Source organism: Pseudomonas fluorescens (genome assembly GCF_041354075.1).
Taxonomy (GTDB): domain Bacteria; phylum Pseudomonadota; class Gammaproteobacteria; order Pseudomonadales; family Pseudomonadaceae; genus Aquipseudomonas; species Aquipseudomonas fluorescens_CE.
Window position 1 is genome coordinate 12,777 of the sequence record NZ_JARZGC010000011.1, and the last position, 16,763, is coordinate 29,539.

19 protein-coding genes are annotated in these 16,763 nt (G+C 62.8%); 11 read left to right on the top strand and 8 right to left on the bottom strand.

From position 1 onward, the window contains the following. The first annotated feature begins 78 nt into the window (after positions 1 to 78). The 6 genes from metX to QIW53_RS16010 are packed head-to-tail and all read left to right on the top strand — an operon-like array spanning position 79 to position 4,448. The gene (metX, locus tag QIW53_RS15985; protein WP_371050559.1) at positions 79 to 1,218 is read left to right on the top strand and encodes a homoserine O-succinyltransferase MetX; all 1,140 of its coding nucleotides are present in this window, start codon (positions 79 to 81) and stop codon (positions 1,216 to 1,218) included. Positions 1,219 to 1,225: 7 nt separating this feature from the next. Further along, the gene (gene metW, locus QIW53_RS15990) at positions 1,226 to 1,846 is read left to right on the top strand and encodes a methionine biosynthesis protein MetW (protein ID WP_371050560.1); all 621 of its coding nucleotides are present in this window, start codon (positions 1,226 to 1,228) and stop codon (positions 1,844 to 1,846) included. Between the two features lie 26 nt (positions 1,847 to 1,872). Then, a complete protein-coding gene (locus QIW53_RS15995) occupies positions 1,873 to 2,307 on the top strand; it encodes a DUF4426 domain-containing protein (protein ID WP_371050561.1) in 435 nt (144 codons plus the stop codon). Next, a complete protein-coding gene (gene rdgB, locus QIW53_RS16000) occupies positions 2,304 to 2,900 on the top strand; it encodes an RdgB/HAM1 family non-canonical purine NTP pyrophosphatase (protein ID WP_371050562.1) in 597 nt (198 codons plus the stop codon). Before QIW53_RS15995 ends, rdgB begins: the two co-directional genes overlap by 4 nt. Then, complete coding sequence (gene hemW / locus QIW53_RS16005) at positions 2,897 to 4,102, top strand: radical SAM family heme chaperone HemW (protein WP_371050563.1); 1,206 nt, start codon at positions 2,897 to 2,899, stop codon at positions 4,100 to 4,102. The genes rdgB and hemW overlap by 4 nt, the downstream gene beginning before the upstream one ends. A gap of 22 nt (positions 4,103 to 4,124) precedes the next feature. Continuing rightward, on the top strand, positions 4,125 to 4,448 hold the full coding sequence (locus QIW53_RS16010) for a DUF3392 domain-containing protein (protein WP_192306837.1): 324 nt from the start codon (positions 4,125 to 4,127) through the stop codon (positions 4,446 to 4,448). 115 nt (positions 4,449 to 4,563) lie between these two features. On the opposite strand, the gene trmB is transcribed toward QIW53_RS16010, so the two are convergent. The 4 genes from trmB to QIW53_RS16030 all read right to left on the bottom strand — a co-directional run bounded on the left by trmB (position 4,564) and on the right by QIW53_RS16030 (position 6,810). Next, complete coding sequence (gene trmB / locus QIW53_RS16015; RefSeq protein WP_371050564.1) at positions 4,564 to 5,289, bottom strand: tRNA (guanosine(46)-N7)-methyltransferase TrmB; 726 nt, start codon at positions 5,287 to 5,289, stop codon at positions 4,564 to 4,566. A gap of 9 nt (positions 5,290 to 5,298) precedes the next feature. Further along, positions 5,299 to 6,093 (bottom strand): thiazole synthase, encoded by a 795-nt coding sequence (locus QIW53_RS16020; protein WP_371050565.1) that lies wholly within the window; start codon positions 6,091 to 6,093, stop codon positions 5,299 to 5,301. Between the two features lie 64 nt (positions 6,094 to 6,157). Then, complete coding sequence (gene thiS / locus QIW53_RS16025; RefSeq protein ID WP_008026157.1) at positions 6,158 to 6,358, bottom strand: sulfur carrier protein ThiS; 201 nt, start codon at positions 6,356 to 6,358, stop codon at positions 6,158 to 6,160. 71 nt (positions 6,359 to 6,429) lie between these two features. After that, positions 6,430 to 6,810: a DUF423 domain-containing protein gene (locus QIW53_RS16030; RefSeq protein ID WP_371050566.1), complete on the bottom strand. Its 381-nt coding sequence runs from the start codon at positions 6,808 to 6,810 to the stop codon at positions 6,430 to 6,432. Positions 6,811 to 6,884: 74 nt separating this feature from the next. Here QIW53_RS16030 and mtgA point away from each other — a divergent pair, with 74 nt between their 5' ends. Beyond that, positions 6,885 to 7,607 carry a monofunctional biosynthetic peptidoglycan transglycosylase gene (gene mtgA, locus QIW53_RS16035; RefSeq protein ID WP_371050567.1) on the top strand — a complete coding sequence of 241 codons (723 nt, stop codon included), beginning with the start codon at positions 6,885 to 6,887 and terminating at the stop codon, positions 7,605 to 7,607. A gap of 204 nt (positions 7,608 to 7,811) precedes the next feature. Here mtgA and rpoH read toward each other — a convergent pair whose 3' ends face one another. From rpoH to ftsY, 4 genes are all read right to left on the bottom strand, one after another. Further along, positions 7,812 to 8,666, bottom strand: a complete 855-nt coding sequence (rpoH, locus tag QIW53_RS16040) for an RNA polymerase sigma factor RpoH (protein WP_192306847.1) — start codon at positions 8,664 to 8,666, stop codon at positions 7,812 to 7,814. A gap of 112 nt (positions 8,667 to 8,778) precedes the next feature. Beyond that, entirely contained in the window at positions 8,779 to 9,801 is a 1,023-nt protein-coding gene (gene ftsX / locus QIW53_RS16045) for a permease-like cell division protein FtsX (RefSeq protein ID WP_192306849.1), read from the bottom strand. Beyond that, entirely contained in the window at positions 9,798 to 10,469 is a 672-nt protein-coding gene (gene ftsE / locus QIW53_RS16050; protein ID WP_192306851.1) for a cell division ATP-binding protein FtsE, read from the bottom strand. The genes ftsX and ftsE overlap by 4 nt, the downstream gene beginning before the upstream one ends. Further along, positions 10,466 to 11,917: a signal recognition particle-docking protein FtsY gene (ftsY, locus tag QIW53_RS16055; RefSeq protein WP_371050568.1), complete on the bottom strand. Its 1,452-nt coding sequence runs from the start codon at positions 11,915 to 11,917 to the stop codon at positions 10,466 to 10,468. The genes ftsE and ftsY overlap by 4 nt, the downstream gene beginning before the upstream one ends. A 342-nt stretch (positions 11,918 to 12,259) precedes the next feature. Between ftsY and QIW53_RS16060 the strand changes: the two genes are divergently transcribed. The 4 genes from QIW53_RS16060 to QIW53_RS16075 are packed head-to-tail and all read left to right on the top strand — an operon-like array spanning position 12,260 to position 16,762. Continuing rightward, positions 12,260 to 13,615, top strand: coding sequence for a M16 family metallopeptidase (locus tag QIW53_RS16060; protein ID WP_371050570.1), 1,356 nt, complete (start codon positions 12,260 to 12,262; stop codon positions 13,613 to 13,615). Continuing rightward, positions 13,608 to 15,098 (top strand): M16 family metallopeptidase, encoded by a 1,491-nt coding sequence (locus QIW53_RS16065; protein ID WP_371050571.1) that lies wholly within the window; start codon positions 13,608 to 13,610, stop codon positions 15,096 to 15,098. The genes QIW53_RS16060 and QIW53_RS16065 overlap by 8 nt, the downstream gene beginning before the upstream one ends. Continuing rightward, positions 15,098 to 15,709, top strand: a complete 612-nt coding sequence (rsmD, locus tag QIW53_RS16070; RefSeq protein ID WP_371050572.1) for a 16S rRNA (guanine(966)-N(2))-methyltransferase RsmD — start codon at positions 15,098 to 15,100, stop codon at positions 15,707 to 15,709. Before QIW53_RS16065 ends, rsmD begins: the two co-directional genes overlap by 1 nt. A gap of 54 nt (positions 15,710 to 15,763) precedes the next feature. Continuing rightward, complete coding sequence (locus QIW53_RS16075) at positions 15,764 to 16,762, top strand: hydrolase (protein WP_371050573.1); 999 nt, start codon at positions 15,764 to 15,766, stop codon at positions 16,760 to 16,762. Position 16,763 lies beyond the last annotated feature (1 nt).

The following is a 16,763-nucleotide window of genomic DNA, read 5'->3' on the forward strand; positions in this document are numbered from 1 at the left end:
CCACCCCCGGTTACCTTCGCTTGCCGCTGACCCCACCGGTCTTTAGACTTACGCCTCATTTAAACGAGAGCAGGGTCGATGCCAGCTGCCTTCCCCCCCGATTCCGTTGGTCTGGTGACGCCGCAAGTGGCGCACTTCGGCGAGCCCCTGGCCCTGGCCTGCGGCCGTTCGCTTGCGGCGTATGACCTGATCTACGAAACCTACGGCACGCTGAACGCCACGGCGAGCAACGCCGTGCTGATCTGCCACGCCTTGTCCGGCCATCACCACGCCGCCGGCTTCCACAGCCCCGACGACCGCAAACCCGGTTGGTGGGACAGCTGCATTGGCCCCGGCAAACCGATCGACACCCACAAGTTCTTCGTGGTCAGCCTGAACAACCTCGGCGGTTGCAACGGCTCCACCGGCCCCAGCAGCCTCAACCCGGAAACCGGCAAACCGTTCGGTGCCGATTTCCCGGTGCTGACCGTGGAAGACTGGGTGCACAGCCAGGCGCGCCTGGCGGATCTGCTGGGTATCGCCCAGTGGGCGGCAGTGATTGGCGGCAGCCTCGGCGGCATGCAGGCCCTGCAATGGACCATGACCTACCCGGACCGCGTGCGGCACTGCCTGGCCATCGCCTCGGCGCCCAAGCTGTCGGCGCAGAACATCGCCTTCAACGAAGTGGCGCGCCAGGCGATCCTCACCGATCCCGAATTCCACGGCGGTTCGTTCCAGGAACAGGGCGTGATCCCCAAGCGTGGTCTGATGCTGGCGCGCATGGTCGGGCACATCACCTACCTGTCCGACGATTCCATGGGCGAGAAATTCGGCCGTGGCCTGAAGAGCGAAAAGCTCAACTACGACTTCCACAGCGTCGAGTTCCAGGTCGAAAGCTACCTGCGTTATCAGGGCGAAGAGTTCTCCGGGCGTTTCGACGCCAACACTTACCTGCTGATGACCAAGGCGCTGGACTACTTCGACCCGGCGGCGAATTTTGATGATGACCTGGCGAAGACCTTCGCCAATGCCACCGCGAAGTTCTGCGTGATGTCCTTCACCACCGACTGGCGCTTCTCCCCTGCCCGCTCGCGGGAGCTGGTGGACGCCCTGATGGCGGCCAGGAAAGACGTCTGCTACCTCGAGATCGACGCTCCGCAAGGCCATGACGCCTTCCTGATTCCGATCCCGCGCTACCTGCAGGCGTTCGGCAATTACATGAACCGTATTGCGTTGTGAGAAAGCCATGAGAGCTGATCTGGAAATCATCCAGGAATGGATCCCCGCCGGCAGCCGCGTGCTCGACCTGGGCTGCGGTGACGGCGAGCTGCTGACCTGGCTGCGCGACAACAAGCAAGTCACCGGCTATGGCCTGGAAAACGATGCGGACAACATCGCCGAGTGCGTGGCCAAGGGCATCAATGTCATCGAGCAGGACCTGGACAAGGGCCTGGGCAACTTCGCCAGCAACAGCTTCGACGTCGTGGTCATGACCCAGGCGCTGCAGGCGGTGCACTACCCTGACAAGATCCTCGACGAAATGCTGCGCGTCGGTCGTCAGTGCATCATCACTTTCCCCAATTTCGGTCACTGGCGCTGCCGCTGGTACCTGGCGAGCAAGGGCCGGATGCCGGTGTCGGAATTCCTGCCCTATACCTGGTACAACACGCCGAACATCCACTTCTGCACCTTTGAAGACTTCGAAGCACTGTGCAGCGAACGTGAAGCCAAGGTCATTGATCGGCTTGCCGTGGATCAACAGCACCGCCACGGGTGGGCCAGTAAGCTATGGCCTAATCTATTGGGTGAGATCGGTATCTACCGTGTCAGCAGCCCCGGGCTGCAGGACCACAAGATCGCGGTCTGAACCGCGCCATTGCAAGGAGAACGGTCATGGGTCGTCTAGCGCTGTTTTTTCTCACTGCCTGCCTGAGCGTCACAGCCATGGCGGCGGACGCCATCAAAAGTGATCGCCAGGAGAAATTCGGCGACACCACGGTGCACTACAACACCTTCAATTCGACATACCTGACGCCGGAAGTCGCCAAGGCCGCGGAACTCATCCGCAGCAAGAACCAGGGCGTGATCAATATTTCGGTGCTCAAGGACGGCAAGCCGCAAATGGCCCAGGTCAGTGGCACGATCAAGGACCTGACGAGCCAGAGTGTGACGCTGAACTTCAAGCAGGTGACGGAACAGGGCGCGATCTACTACATCGCCCAGTATCCGGTACCGCAGCAGGAAACCCGCACCTTCGAAATCAAGGTGCAGACCGGCGACAAGATCAACACCATCAATTTCAACCAAGAGCTCTTCCCAGGCGAATGATCAACTTCACGCAACTCGTACTGGCCAGCCACAACGCCGGCAAACTCAAGGAACTCCAGGCCATGCTCGGCCAGTCGGTGCAACTGCGCTCGATCGGCGAATTCAGCAGCGTCGAGCCTGAAGAGACCGGCCTGTCGTTTGTCGAGAACGCCATCCTCAAGGCCCGCAACGCCGCGCGCATTTCCGGTTTGCCGGCACTGGCCGACGACTCGGGGCTGGCGGTGGATTTCCTCGGCGGGGCGCCGGGGATCTACTCGGCCCGCTACGCCGATGGCAAGGGCGATGCGGCGAACAACGCCAAGCTGCTGGAGGCAATGAAGGACGTGCCTGAGGCCGAGCGCGGCGCACAGTTCGTCTGCGTGCTGGCCCTGGTGCGCCATGCCGATGATCCCCTGCCAATTCTCTGCGAAGGACTGTGGCACGGCCGCATCCTGACCCAGGCCAGCGGCGAACATGGTTTTGGCTACGACCCGCTGTTCTGGGTGCCCGAGCGCGACTGCTCCAGCGCCGAGCTCACGCCCGGCGACAAGAACCAGATCAGTCACCGCGCCCGTGCAATGGATCTGCTGCGCCAGCGTCTGGGCTTGAAATGACCCCTGCCCCCTCCGCGTCGTCGCTGATCCATGGCGGCGACGCCGCATCGCCCCGGTCGGCCCTGCCGGTGCTGCCGCCCCTGGCGCTGTACATCCACATCCCGTGGTGCGTGCGCAAATGCCCTTATTGCGACTTCAACTCCCACACCGCCAGCCCGGTGCTGCCGGAAGAGGAATACGTGGACGCGTTGCTGGCCGATCTCGACCAGGACCTGCACGCGGTCTACGGTCGTGAAATCAGCTCGATTTTCTTCGGTGGGGGCACGCCCAGCCTGTTCAGCGCCCAGGCGCTGGGTCGGCTGCTTCAGGGCGTCGAGGCACGCATCCCGTTTGCCGCCGACATCGAAATCACCCTGGAAGCCAACCCTGGTACGTTCGAGCAGGACAAGTTCGTGGCGTATCGCAAGCTGGGAATCAATCGCCTGTCGATCGGCATCCAGAGCTTCCAGCAGGAAAAACTCAAGGCCCTGGGGCGCATCCACAATGGCGATGAAGCCGTGCGCGCCGCCGGCATGGCGCGCCAGGCCGGGTTCGACAACTTCAACCTGGACCTGATGCACGGCCTGCCCGACCAGTCCCTGGACGACGCCCTGGCCGACCTGCGCACCGCCATCGCCCTGAAGCCGACCCACCTGTCCTGGTATCAGCTGACCCTGGAGCCGAACACGGTGTTCTGGAACCAGCCGCCGACGCTGCCGGAAGACGATACGTTGTGGGACATCCAGGAAGCCGGGCAGGCACTGCTGGCCGAGCATGGCTACGCGCAATACGAGGTCTCGGCCTACGCGCAACCCGGGCGGGCGGCGCGGCACAACCTCAACTACTGGAGCTTTGGCGATTTCATCGGCATTGGCGCCGGCGCCCATGGCAAGCTCAGCCACCCGGACGGGCGCATCGTGCGCACCTGGAAGACACGCCTGCCCAAGGATTACCTGAATCCTTCGAAAAGCTTCAAGGCTGGCGAGAAGTCGCTGACCAATGATGAAATGCCGTTCGAGTTCCTGATGAACGCCCTGCGCCTGACCGAGGGTGTCGACTCGCAGCTGTACCCGCAGCGCACCGGACTGTCGCTGGACAGCCTCGCCGAAGGCCGCCGCGACGCCGAACAAAGTGGTCTGTTGCGGGTCGAACCGTCACGCTTGGCGGCCACGGAACGCGGACAGCTGTTTCTCAACGACTTGCTGCAAAAATTTCTGAGCTGATTTCAAACTTAAGGGAAAACGAATGGATCTGGTACTCGACCTGCTCGCCACCGTGTCTCGCTGGAGCCGCAGCAACCTCTCGGAAATCGCCCTGGCACTGGTGGGTTGCCTGCTGGTGTTGTTCGGTGCGGATTTCAAAGGTTGGGTCGAACAACGCCTGGGCAGCATCGCCGGCGCCTTGCGCGTGCCATTGATGGCCCTGCTGTGCATGATCGGCAGCGGCGCTGCGCTGATCTACGCGACCCCCTGGGTCATTCGTGGCCTGAGCCAGTTCAACAACTACAGCCTGGCGCCGGTGTTGCTGGTGGTGCTGGTGTTGATTGGGGTGGTTGCAGACCGCCGCTAACTTCCGGCCACAAAAAAACCTATAGGAGCCAGCTTGCTGGCGATGGTGTGTCAAACACAGCGATGTTGACTGACAGACCATCGCCAGCAAGCTGGCTCCTACAGGTTTACAGCGGTCAGGACAGTTTTTCGAACTTCAAATCCCACACCCCATGCCCAAGACGTTCGCCACGGCGTTCGAACTTGGTGATCGGGCGCTCGGCCGGGCGCGGGACGCACTTGCCGTCTTCGGCCAGGTTGCGGTAACCCGGCGCGACGTTCATCACTTCCAGCATGTACTCGGCATAAGGCTCCCAGTCGGTAGCCATGTGCAGCACCCCGCCGACCTTCAACTTGCTGCGCACCAGCTCGGCAAACGAGGCCTGGACGATGCGACGCTTGTGGTGGCGGCTCTTGTGCCACGGGTCCGGGAAAAACAGCATCAGGCGATCGAGGCTGTTGTCGGCCACGCAGCGGTTGAGCACTTCGATGGCATCGCAATCGTAGACCCGCAGGTTGGTCAGGCCCTGGGTCAGCACGCCATTGAGCAGCGCGCCCACACCCGGACGGTGCACTTCCACGCCGATGAAATCCTGTTCAGGCGCCGCTGCCGCCATTTCCAGCAGCGAATGGCCCATGCCGAAACCGATTTCCAGCGAGCGAGGGGCCGAACGGCCAAACACCTGGTCGTAGTCCACCGGCGCGTCCGCCAGCGGCAGCACGAACAGCGGCGCACCCTGCTCAAGGCCGCGTTGCTGGCCTTCGGTCATGCGCCCGGCGCGCATCACGAAACTCTTGATGCGGCGGTGCTGGCGCTCGTCGCCTTCTTCCGTCTGGATAGGCGTGTCGTTTGATTCAGTCATCAATGGCTCTTACTTGATCAGACCATCCAGCGGCGAAGAGGCGCTGGCGTAAAGTTTCTTCGGCATGCGGCCGGCGAGGTACGCCAGGCGGCCGGCGACGATGGCGTGTTTCATGGCTTCAGCCATCATGACCGGTTGCTGGGCATGGGCGATGGCCGAGTTCATCAGCACCCCTTCACAACCCAGTTCCATGGCGATGGTGGCATCGGACGCGGTGCCGACACCGGCATCCACCAGCACCGGAATCTTCGCCTCTTCGAGGATGATCTGCAGGTTGTACGGGTTGCAGATCCCCAGGCCCGTGCCGATCAGGCCGGCCAGCGGCATCACCGCGATGCAGCCGATTTCCGCCAGTTGGCGTGCGATGATCGGGTCATCGCTGGTGTAGACCATCACGTCGAAACCTTCCTTGACCAGCACTTCGGCGGCCTTGAGGGTTTCGATCACATTGGGGAACAGGGTTTTCTGGTCCGCCAGCACTTCCAGCTTCACCAGGTTATGGCCACCGAGCAGTTCACGGGCCAGACGACAGGTGCGCACGGCCTCGGTGGCGTCAAAGCAGCCGGCCGTGTTCGGCAGGAAGGTGTAGCGCTCCGGCGACAGGACGTCGAGCAGGTTCGGTTCGCCCGGGTTCTGACCCAGGTTGGTCCGGCGTACGGCAAAGGTGACGATTTCGGCACCCGAGGCCTCGATGGCCAGGCGGGTTTCTTCCATGTCACGGTACTTGCCGGTACCGACCAGCAAACGCGACTGGAAAGTACGACCGGCCAGGACGAAGGGCTTGTCGGTGCGAACGATGCTCATGGGAAATCCTCTGTTGGGGTGAGGTTCTTGCACAATGATGCTGTGGCCGTACGGGGCCGGGCGGCTAGCCGCCGCCGATGGCGTGCACCACTTCGACGCTGTCGCCGTCGTTGAGCGTGGTGTCTGCATGCTGGCTGCGCGGGACGATATCCAGATTGAGCTCGACCGCCACGCGACGTCCGGTCAACTCCAGACGGGTCAGCAGGGCCGCAACGGTTTCACCGTCGGGCAGTTCAAGGGATTCGCCGTTCAACTGAATGCGCATGCCAAATGCCGCCATCATTTTTAGGGGGTGGCATTCTAGCCCGATCATGACCTAAAGGTCAGTAACAAGCGTCAAGCGGTCGCCTGCAGTCGCCAGGCGGCCAGCCCCAGGCACAGCCAGCCGATCAGGAAGGCCAGGCCGCCGAAGGGCGTGATGATGCCGAGCTTGCCGATGCCCACCGTCGTCAGCAGGTACAGGCTGCCGGAAAACAGCAGGATGCCGATCGTGAACGAGATACCGGCCCAGGTGACCAGCCGGCCCGGGATGTACGCGGCCAGCAAGGCCACCCCGAACAGCGCCAGGGCATGCACCATCTGATAGGTCACGCCCGTATGGAAGATCGCCAGGTACTCGGGGGTCAGGCGACTTTTCAAGCCATGGGCGGCAAACGCACCCAGTGCAACGCCGGTGAAACCGAAGAAAGCGGCCAGCATCAGAAAGCCACGCAGCATGAAGAACTCCAGTCAGACTCGATCAACAGGGTCTGTATAATGGCCCGCTCGACGGGTTCGGCCAAGCCATCTCTATGCTGCGTTCAATTTTGCAACGATTCACGAAGGCCCTGCTCTGGTTCGCCGGGGGCAGCGTCGTGCTGGTCCTGATTTTTCGTGTGGTGCCGCCACCGGGCACGGCGCTCATGGTCGAACGCAAGATCGAATCCTGGTTCGACGGTGAGCCGATTGACCTGCAACGCACCTGGAAACCCTGGGATGAAATCTCCGACGACCTGAAAGTCGCGGTGATCGCCGGCGAAGATCAGAAATTCCCGGAGCACTGGGGGTTCGACATCGGCGCAATCCGCGCCGCCCTGGCCCACAACGAACTGGGCGGCTCGGTTCGCGGCGCCAGCACACTCAGCCAGCAGGTCTCGAAGAACCTGTTTCTGTGGTCCGGCCGCAGCTGGTTGCGCAAGGGCCTGGAAGCCTGGTTTACCGGGCTGATCGAAGTGTTCTGGCCCAAGCAGCGAATTCTTGAGGTCTACCTCAACAGCGTCGAGTGGGATGATGGGGTGTTTGGCGCGGAAGCCGCGGCTAGGCACCACTTTGGCGTGAGTGCCAGGAACCTCAGCCGCCAGCAGTCGAGCCTGCTGGCGGCGGTGTTGCCCAACCCGCGCGTGTGGAGCGCCAGCCATCCGACCAACTACGTCGCGCGCCGCGCAGGCTGGATTCGCCAGCAGATGAGCCAGCTCGGGGGCGACAGCTATCTGGTCGGGCTCAATGACTCGCGCCGGGCGCCTTGGACGAAATAAGCGAGCGAGTTCCATCACACTCCGCAAAACCCTGTGGGAGCGGGCTTGCCCGCGAAAGCGGTGTGTCAGCCAACGGGTGGTTTTCTGACCCTCCGCCATCGCGGGCAAGCCCGCTCCCACAGGGTACTAGTCGTTCCAACAATCGAGCCCAAACAAAAACGCCCCGATCAATGATCGGGGCGTTTTTTATTGCCGGTGCGCAGCTCAGGCCGCAATCGACAACTTGAGCTTGTTCATCGCGCTCTTCTCGAGCTGACGAATACGCTCGGCCGACACGTTGTACTTCTGCGCCAGGTCGTGCAGCGTGGCTTTGTCTTCTGCCAGCCAGCGCTGGTAGAGGATGTCACGGCTGCGGTCGTCCAGCACTTCCAGCGCTTCGTGCAGGTTGTGATTGGAGTTGTCGCTCCAGTCGGCGTCTTCCAGTTGACGCGCCGGGTCATACCGGTGGTCTTCCAGGTAGTTGGCCGGCGATTGGAAAGCACTGTCGTCGTCCGCTTCGGCGGCCGGGTCGAAGGCCATGTCCTGGCCGGTCAGGCGACTTTCCATCTCGCGCACTTCCCGCGGCTCCACGCCGAGGCTTTCCGCCACGCGGTGGACTTCCTCGTTGTTCAGCCACGCCAGGCGTTTCTTCTGGCTGCGCAGGTTGAAGAACAGCTTGCGCTGGGCCTTGGTGGTCGCGACTTTCACGATGCGCCAGTTGCGCAGGATGAACTCGTGGATTTCCGCCTTGATCCAGTGCACGGCGAACGACACCAGGCGCACACCCATTTCCGGGTTGAAGCGTTTCACGGCCTTCATCAGGCCGACGTTGCCTTCCTGGATCAGGTCAGCCTGAGCCAGACCGTAGCCGGAGTAGCTACGGGCGATATGTACGACAAAACGCAGGTGGGCGAGCACCATCTGCCGAGCCGCCCCCAGATCCTGCTCATAGTAGAGACTCTCGGCCAGTTCACGCTCCTGCTCCGGCGTCAGCAAAGGAATGCTGTTGACGGTGTGCACATAGGCTTCCAGGTTCGCACCCGGGACCAGCGCATACGCAGGTTGCAAAGAATTGGTCATACGACAAAACCTCCCACTTACAAACTCGTGCAGTTCAGCACTGCGAAAATTGACCGGAAACCGAAAGACAAGTTCCCATAAACGCTGAAAGGTCAATACGAGCAAAATGATACTACTTAGGCGCAAGCTCCCTCAGGTGGCGTGCGACTGCAATCCATGCACCGATATACCCCAACAGCACCGCGCCAAGCAAGAGCGACAGACCGTCGGCTACCGGCACACCGGCCAGCGCAAAATCGCTGCCGTACAAACCGGCCAGGCCGACCACCGCATCGTTCAGCCAGTCCAGGCCAAACGCCAATACACCCCAGGACAGTATCCCCGCACCGAAGCCATACAACGCACCCATATAAAGGAAGGGCCTGCGCACATAACTGTCAGTGCCGCCGACGAGTTTAATCACTTCTATCTCTGTGCGGCGGTTTTCAATATGAAGACGAATGGTATTGCCTATCACCAAAAGTAATGCAGAAACCAGAAGGACGGTCAGACCGAAGACAAAACGGTCACCCAGCTTGAGGATGGCTGCCAGACGCTCGACCCAGACTAGATCAAGTTGCGCCTGTTGTACCTTGGGCAATTCGGAAAGTTGTTGTCGTAATGCTTCAAGCGCGGGCTTGTCGACCTCGTTCGGGGTCACCAGCACCACGCCCGGCAGCGGGTTTTCCGGCAGTTCCTTCAAGGCATCGCCCAGCCCCGACTGCTGCTGGAATTCCTCCAGCGCCTGGTCGCGCCCCACGTACTCGGCATCGGCGACGCCCGGGATGCGCTTGATCTGGTCACGCAGCGATTCGCCTTCGGCCGGGCTGGCCTCGAGTTGCAGGTACAGGGAAATCTGCGCCGCCCGCTGCCAGGAACCACCCAGGCGTTCGACGTTACTCAGCAAAAGTGACAGACCCATGGGCAAGCTCAGGGCCACCGCCATCACCATGCAGGTGAAGAAACTGCCGATGGGTTGCTTGCCCAGGCGCCGCAGGCTGTCCAGCAGGCTGGCGCGGTGGCTTTCGATCCAGGCGTGGAACAAGGTGGCGAAATCCGGGCCGTCATCGTCGTCGCGCTTTTTCTTCTGCGGCTGCGGATCGGCGGCCTTGGGCGCCACGCGCTCGGAAACCTTGGGGCTACGTGTCGCACTCATACGCCGGCCTCCCCGTCGCCGATCAATCGGCCGCGTTGCAGGGTCAGCATGCGATGGCGCATGCGGGCGATCAGGGCCAGGTCGTGACTGGCGATCAGCACGCTGGTGCCCAGACGGTTGATGTCTTCGAACACACCCATGATTTCGGCCGCCAGACGCGGGTCGAGGTTACCGGTCGGCTCGTCCGCCAGCAGCAAGGCCGGACGATGGACGATGGCCCGGGCAATGCCGACCCGCTGTTGCTGGCCGGTGGACAGGTCGCCGGGGTACAGATCGGACTTGTCCGACAGTGCCACGCGCTCCAGGGCCGAATCCACGCGCTTGGCGATCTCGACCTTGGACAGGCCGAGAATCTGCAGCGGCAGCGCGACGTTGTTGAACACCGTGCGATCGAACAGCAACTGGTGATTCTGGAACACCACGCCGATCTGGCGACGCAGGAACGGGATCTGAGCGTTGCTGATGGTGCCGAGGTCCTGGCCGGCCAGCAGCAATTTGCCGGTGGTCGGGCGCTCCATCGCCAGCAGCAGGCGCAACAGGGTGCTTTTGCCGGCGCCGGAGTGGCCGGTCACAAACAGGAACTCGCCGCGACGAACTCGAAAGCTCAGCTCATGCAAGCCGACGTGACCGTTCGGGTAACGTTTACCGACCTGTTCGAAACGAATCATGAACGCTCCCGCTCGGCAAACAATGCCTGGACAAAGGGTTCGGCTTCAAAGGTACGCAAATCGTCGATGCCTTCACCGACGCCGATGTAGCGAATCGGCAGGCCAAACTGCTTGGCCAGGGCGAAAATCACCCCGCCCTTGGCGGTACCGTCGAGCTTGGTCAGCGCCAGGCCGGTCAGTTCGACGGTCTGGTTGAATTGCTTGGCCTGGTTGATGGCGTTCTGACCGGTGCCGGCGTCGAGCACCAGCAACACTTCATGCGGCGCGTCGGCGTCGAGCTTCCCGATGACCCGGCGCACCTTCTTCAACTCTTCCATCAGGTTGTCTTTGGTGTGCAGGCGCCCGGCGGTATCGGCGATCAGCACGTCGATACCACGGGCCTTGGCGGCCTGCACGGCGTCGAAAATCACCGAGGCCGAGTCGGCGCCCGTGTGCTGGGCGATCACCGGAATCTTGTTGCGCTCTCCCCAGACCTGCAACTGCTCGACGGCGGCGGCGCGGAAGGTGTCGCCAGCGGCGAGCATGACTTTTTTGCCTTCCAGCTGCAGCTTCTTCGCCAGCTTGCCGATGGTGGTGGTTTTGCCGGCGCCGTTGACGCCGACCACCAGGATGACGAACGGCTTGTTCTGCGAAGCAATTTTCAGTGGCTGCTCGACCGGCTTGAGCATGGCAGCCAGCTCGGCCTGCAAGGATTTGTAGAGCGCATCGGCATCCGCCAGCTCCTTGCGCGCGACCTTTTGCGTCAGACGCTGAATGATCACCGAAGTGGCCTCGACCCCGACATCGGCGGTCAGCAGGCGGGTTTCGATGTCGTCGAGCAGCTCGTCATCGATGGTCTTCCTGCCGAGGAACAGGCTGGCCATGCCTTCGCCGATACTGGCGCTGGTCTTGGACAGGCCCTGCTTGAGGCGGGCGAAGAAACCGGCCTTGGTTTCCGCCGTGGGTGCCGGCTCGACGGGCGCTTCGACGGGCGCAGGCGCGGCAGCGACAGGCGCCGGAATGGGCAGAGGCTCAGCAACGACCGGTGCTGCAACCACCGCGTGCTCAACCACCGGAGTCGGCTCGGCCACCGCCAGCGACGGCACTTCGACAGGCTCGGGAGAAAACTCGCCGGGTGCCGGGATCGGCGGCACGACGTGCGGGGCCAGATCGTCCTCGACCAGCGCGACCGGCTCTTCGGACACCGGCAATTGCAGCCACGGCTCGGCGGCCGGGGTCAGGGGTTGTTCAACGACCGCCTCGGTCTCGACGACCGGCTGCAGCACCGGTTCGGCCGTCTCCAGGACGATCGGCGCCGGCTCTTCAGCGACGGGCGCAGGTGCAGGCTCAGGGAGTGGCTGGGGCTGTTCGACGACGGTTTCCTGCGGCTTTTTGCGCAGCCATCCGAACAGGCTTTTCTTCTCACCAGCCGAAGCTGGGGCTTTCTTGTCGTCGTTGGAACCAAACATGGAGGACGGCTATCTCACGGTAGCGACGCGCCACAGGGCGCCCCGGTAAATAAATATTCGATGCAGAACAGACTGCGATTGACCCAGCTTGTTCACGCGCAACCTTTGCACAGGCGCAAACAGCGCCTTACAAAAACGACTTTACGAAGGACTGACGCAGCAAAATCGGCGAAAACGCAGAGTTTAGTCGACAAACCAGCGCCGAATGCCGCAAACCCTTTCAACCTGATCAAACGTAATGGCCTGATAGGCGTGGCCGCCACTAAAACGGATCAGTATCCTAGCACCCTCTCGCCCGCCGACGCTAAGACCTAGCGGGCAGCCCCAAAGGTTAAAAAACGAATGAATGCTCTTGCCCGCCGCGCTGCAGGCCTGCTTTTCAGCACAGTTTGCCTGCCATTTTCAGCCTTCGCCGCCGATCCGCAACCCACCCATGAATTCACCCTCGACAACGGCTTGAAGGTGGTCGTGCGCGAAGACCATCGCGCGCCGGTGGTGGTTTCCCAGGTCTGGTACAAGGTCGGCTCCAGCTACGAGACGCCGGGCCAGACCGGTTTGTCCCACGCCCTGGAGCACATGATGTTCAAGGGCAGCGAAAAAGTCGGCCCAGGCGAGGCGTCGCTGATCCTGCGCGACCTCGGTGCCGAGGAGAACGCCTTCACCAGCGATGACTTCACCGCGTATTACCAGGTGCTGGCCCGTGACCGCCTGGGTGTCGCCTTCGAGCTGGAAGCCGACCGTATGGCCAGCCTGCGCCTGCCGGCCGACGAGTTCGCCCGTGAAATCGAAGTCATCAAGGAAGAACGTCGCCTGCGCACCGACGACAAGCCGATGTCCAAGGCCTATGAACGCTTCAAGGCCATGGCCTACCCGGCCAGCGGCTATCACACGCCGACCATTGGCTGGATGGCCGACCTGGACCGCATGAAAGTCGAGGAACTGCGCCACTGGTACCAGTCCTGGTACGTGCCGAACAACGCCACGCTGGTGGTGGTCGGCGACGTCACTCCGGACGAAGTGAAAACCCTGGCCCAGCGCTACTTCGGCCCGATTGCCAAACGCGATGTGCCACCGGCGAAGATCCCGCTGGAACTGGCCGAACCCGGCGAGCGGCAGATCACCCTGCACGTGCAGACCCAATTGCCGAGCCTGATGCTGGGCTTCAACGTGCCGAGCATCGCCACGGCCGAAGACAAGCGCTCGGTCAACGCCCTGCGGCTGATCTCGGCCCTGCTCGACGGCGGCTACAGCGCACGCATCCCGACCCAACTGGAGCGCGGCGAAGAACTGGTGTCGGGCGGCTCGTCGAGTTACGACGCCTACACTCGGGGCGACAGCCTGTTCACCCTGTCGGCAACGCCCAACACGCAGAAAAACAAGACCATCGCTCAAGCCGAGGCCGGCCTGTGGAAACTGCTCGAGCAGTTGAAGACCACCGCGCCATCCGCCGAAGAGCTGGAGCGGGTGCGCGCCCAGGTCATTGCCGGCCTGGTCTACGAGCGTGACTCGATCACCAGCCAGGCCACCGCCATCGGCCAACTGGAAACCGTCGGCCTGTCCTGGAAACTGATGGACACCGAACTGGCCGAACTGGAAGCGGTCACGCCGCAAGACATCCAGAGCGCCGCCAAGCTGTACTTCACCCGCGAACGTCTGAGCGTCGCCCACGTCCTGCCACTGGAGACGACTCATGAGTGAGCGTAAAAAACCCCGTCTGGCCCTGCTCGGCCTGATTGCCGTCGCCCTGATCGGCTCGGCCGTCTTCTACTTTTCCAAGACCGACGAGTCCGTCGCCAGCGAAGCGCTGGACAAGGCCAGGTCCAGCCAGAAGCTGCAATCGCTGGCCGAGCTCAACGGCAAGGCGCCCGGTCGCCGCACCCTGAACGTTCAGCACTGGAATACCGCCGAAGGCGCCAAGGTACTGTTCGTCGAGGCTCGCGAGCTGCCCATGTTCGACATGCGCTTGATCTTCGCCGCCGGCAGCAGCCAGGACGGCGATGCGCCGGGCCTGGCGACGCTGACCAATGCGATGCTCAACGAAGGCGTCGCCGGCAAGGACGTCAGCGCCATCGCCGAAGGCTTCGAAGGCCTGGGTGCCGACTTCGGCAACGGCGCGTTCAAGGACATGGCGCTGGCCTCCCTGCGCAGCCTCAGCGCACCGGACAAACGCGAGCCCGCACTGAAGCTGTTTGCCGAGGTGGTCGGCCAACCGACCTTCCCCGCCGATTCGTTCGCCCGCATCAAGAACCAGATGCTCGCCGGTTTCGAGTACCAGAAACAGAACCCCGGCAAGCTGGCCAGTATCGAGCTGATGAATCGCCTGTACGGTGATCACCCTTATGCCCATGCCAGCGACGGCACGGCGAAAACCATCCCGGCGATTACCCTGGCGCAGCTCAAGGCCTTCCATCAGAAAGCCTATGCGGCGGGCAATGTGGTGATCGCGCTGGTGGGCGACCTGTCGCGCGCCGAGGCCGAGGCCATTGCCGCCCAGGTGTCCAGCGCCCTGCCAAAGGGCCCGGCGCTGGCGAAACTGGCGCAACCGGTTGACCCCAAGGCCAGCATCGGCCACATCGAGTTCCCGTCCAAGCAGACCAACCTGATGCTCGCGCAACTGGGCATAGACCGTGACGATCCGGATTACGCCGCCCTGTCCATGGGCAACCAGATCCTCGGCGGCGGTGGCTTCGGCACCCGCCTGATGAGCGAAGTGCGCGAAAAACGCGGCCTGACCTATGGCGTGTACTCGGGTTTCACTCCGATGCAGGCGCGCGGCCCGTTCATGATCAACCTGCAGACCCGCGCCGAAATGAGCGAAGGCACGCTCAAGCTGGTGCAGGACGTGCTGGCCGACTACCTCAGGACCGGCCCGACCGAGAAGGAACTCGAAGACGCCAAGCGTGAACTGGCCGGCAGCTTTCCGCTGTCCACCGCCAGCAACGCGGACATCGTCGGCCAGCTCGGCGCCATGGGCTTCTATAATCTGCCGCTGAGCTACCTGGAAGACTTCATGCAGCAGTCCCAGAGCCTGACGGTCGAGCAAGTGAAAACCGCACTGAACAAACACCTGAGCACGGACAAGATGGTCATCGTCACCGCTGGCCCGTCCGTGCCGCAAAAGCCGTTGCCGGCCCCCACTGACAAACCTGCCGAGCAACCGCTCGGGGTTCCGGAGCATTAATGGCTACCCGTCCTAAAAAACCTGCGCAAAACGTGCACAACGGCGTGAACCAGTTGCGCATCATCGGCGGCGAATGGCGCAGTCGCAAGTTGAGCTTTCCCGATGCACCGGGGTTGCGCCCGACCCCGGATCGAGTACGTGAGACCCTGTTCAACTGGCTCGCGCCCTACGTGCCGGGCGCCAAGGTGCTCGATCCGTTCGCCGGCAGCGGCGCGCTGTTCCTCGAAGCCCTGTCCCGTGGCGCGGCCTCGGGTCAGGCGCTGGATGCCAGCCATGTGGCGGTGTCCAGCCTGAAGGAACACCTGGGCACCCTGCGCTGCACCAACGGTCAGGTGCAGACCGCCGACGCCCTGCGTTATCTGGAAACCCAGCCTGCCAGCGCGTACGACCTGGTGTTCCTTGACCCGCCGTTCAACCAGAACCTGTTGCCGGCCGTCTGCGCCCTGCTCGAGGAACGTCAATGGCTGGCGGCCGACGCCTGGGTCTACACCGAAAGTGAAAGTGCCCCCTCGACGCTTGGCTTGCCGGGCAACTGGCGCCTGCACCGCGAGCAGAAATCCGGGCGCGTGTACTACTCGTTGTGGCAACGTATGGCAGAGATCGCCGGTTAACCGACCGGCCTGAAAGGTGCGCACAGGTTGCGCACCGCTGCATCGAGAGCCATCGTGTCCCTTTTGTCAGAACGCTTCAGCCCCGCCTTCGGCCTTGGCAACCCGCACGTGCAGACCTTGTGGGGGCCGCTCTGGCGCAAAACCACGCACATCGAACGTGAGCGCGAACGCCTGTGGCTCGAGGACGGCGACTTTCTCGACCTGGACTGGCACGGCCCGCATGACGCCCAAACACCCTTGGTGCTGGTGCTGCACGGTCTGACCGGTTCGTCGAATTCGCCCTACGTCGCCGGCCTGCAACAGGCGCTGGGCGCCCAGGGCTGGGCCAGCGTTGCGCTGAACTGGCGCGGCTGTTCGGGCGAGCCGAATCTGTTGCCGCGCAGCTATCATTCCGGCGCCAGCGAAGACCTGGCCGAAGCCATCCAGCACCTGCGAGCCAGACGTCCGTTGGCGCCGCTCTACGCGGTCGGCTATTCGTTGGGCGGCAATGTCCTGCTCAAGCACCTGGGCGAGGCCGGCAGCGACAGTGGCGTGCTCGGCGCCGTGGCGGTTTCGGTGCCGTTTCGCCTCGATCAATGCGCAGACCGTATCGGCCAGGGTTTTTCCAGGGTCTACCAGGCGCATTTCATGCGCGAGATGGTCGCCTACATCCGCAACAAGCAACGCCAGTTCCAGCATGACGGGCGCGAGGATGGCCTGGCGAAACTGGCCGCGCTGGGCTCGCTGGAAAACATGCGCACTTTCTGGGATTTCGATGGCCGGATCACCGCGCCCCTGCACGGCTATCTCGATGCGCAGGATTATTACCGCCGCGCATCGAGCCGCTATTTCCTCGGCGAGATCCGCACCCCGACGCTGATCATCCAGGCCGCCGACGACCCGTTCGTTTCCCCCCACAGCCTGCCGCTGGCTGAGGAACTGTCCGCCAGCACCCAATTCGAGTTGCAGGCCAAGGGCGGGCATGTGGGCTTCGTCGAAGGCTCCTTTCGTCATCCGGGTTACTACCTGGAACGGCGCATCCCGCAGTGGCTGGCCGCACAGGGGCGTGGCTGAC

Bases quoted from the DNA above. Each gene is read 5' to 3' on its own strand.
- ftsY (WP_371050568.1), bottom strand. From the start codon at position 11,917: ATGTTTGGTTCCAACGACGACAAGAAAGCCCCAGCTTCGGCTGGTGAG.
- rdgB (WP_371050562.1), top strand. From the start codon at position 2,304: ATGATCAACTTCACGCAACTCGTACTGGCCAGCCACAACGCCGGCAAA.
- thiS (WP_008026157.1), bottom strand. From the start codon at position 6,358: ATGCGCATTCAGTTGAACGGCGAATCCCTTGAACTGCCCGACGGTGAA.
- hemW (WP_371050563.1), top strand. From the start codon at position 2,897: ATGACCCCTGCCCCCTCCGCGTCGTCGCTGATCCATGGCGGCGACGCC.
- rpoH (WP_192306847.1), bottom strand. From the start codon at position 8,666: ATGACCAATTCTTTGCAACCTGCGTATGCGCTGGTCCCGGGTGCGAAC.
- trmB (WP_371050564.1), bottom strand. From the start codon at position 5,289: ATGACTGAATCAAACGACACGCCTATCCAGACGGAAGAAGGCGACGAG.
- QIW53_RS15995 (WP_371050561.1), top strand. From the start codon at position 1,873: ATGGGTCGTCTAGCGCTGTTTTTTCTCACTGCCTGCCTGAGCGTCACA.
- rsmD (WP_371050572.1), top strand. From the start codon at position 15,098: ATGGCTACCCGTCCTAAAAAACCTGCGCAAAACGTGCACAACGGCGTG.
- QIW53_RS16065 (WP_371050571.1), top strand. From the start codon at position 13,608: ATGAGTGAGCGTAAAAAACCCCGTCTGGCCCTGCTCGGCCTGATTGCC.
- mtgA (WP_371050567.1), top strand. From the start codon at position 6,885: ATGCTGCGTTCAATTTTGCAACGATTCACGAAGGCCCTGCTCTGGTTC.
- QIW53_RS16060 (WP_371050570.1), top strand. From the start codon at position 12,260: ATGAATGCTCTTGCCCGCCGCGCTGCAGGCCTGCTTTTCAGCACAGTT.
- ftsX (WP_192306849.1), bottom strand. From the start codon at position 9,801: ATGAGTGCGACACGTAGCCCCAAGGTTTCCGAGCGCGTGGCGCCCAAG.
- metW (WP_371050560.1), top strand. From the start codon at position 1,226: ATGAGAGCTGATCTGGAAATCATCCAGGAATGGATCCCCGCCGGCAGC.
- QIW53_RS16020 (WP_371050565.1), bottom strand. From the start codon at position 6,093: ATGAGCATCGTTCGCACCGACAAGCCCTTCGTCCTGGCCGGTCGTACT.
- metX (WP_371050559.1), top strand. From the start codon at position 79: ATGCCAGCTGCCTTCCCCCCCGATTCCGTTGGTCTGGTGACGCCGCAA.
- ftsE (WP_192306851.1), bottom strand. From the start codon at position 10,469: ATGATTCGTTTCGAACAGGTCGGTAAACGTTACCCGAACGGTCACGTC.
- QIW53_RS16030 (WP_371050566.1), bottom strand. From the start codon at position 6,810: ATGCTGCGTGGCTTTCTGATGCTGGCCGCTTTCTTCGGTTTCACCGGC.
- QIW53_RS16010 (WP_192306837.1), top strand. From the start codon at position 4,125: ATGGATCTGGTACTCGACCTGCTCGCCACCGTGTCTCGCTGGAGCCGC.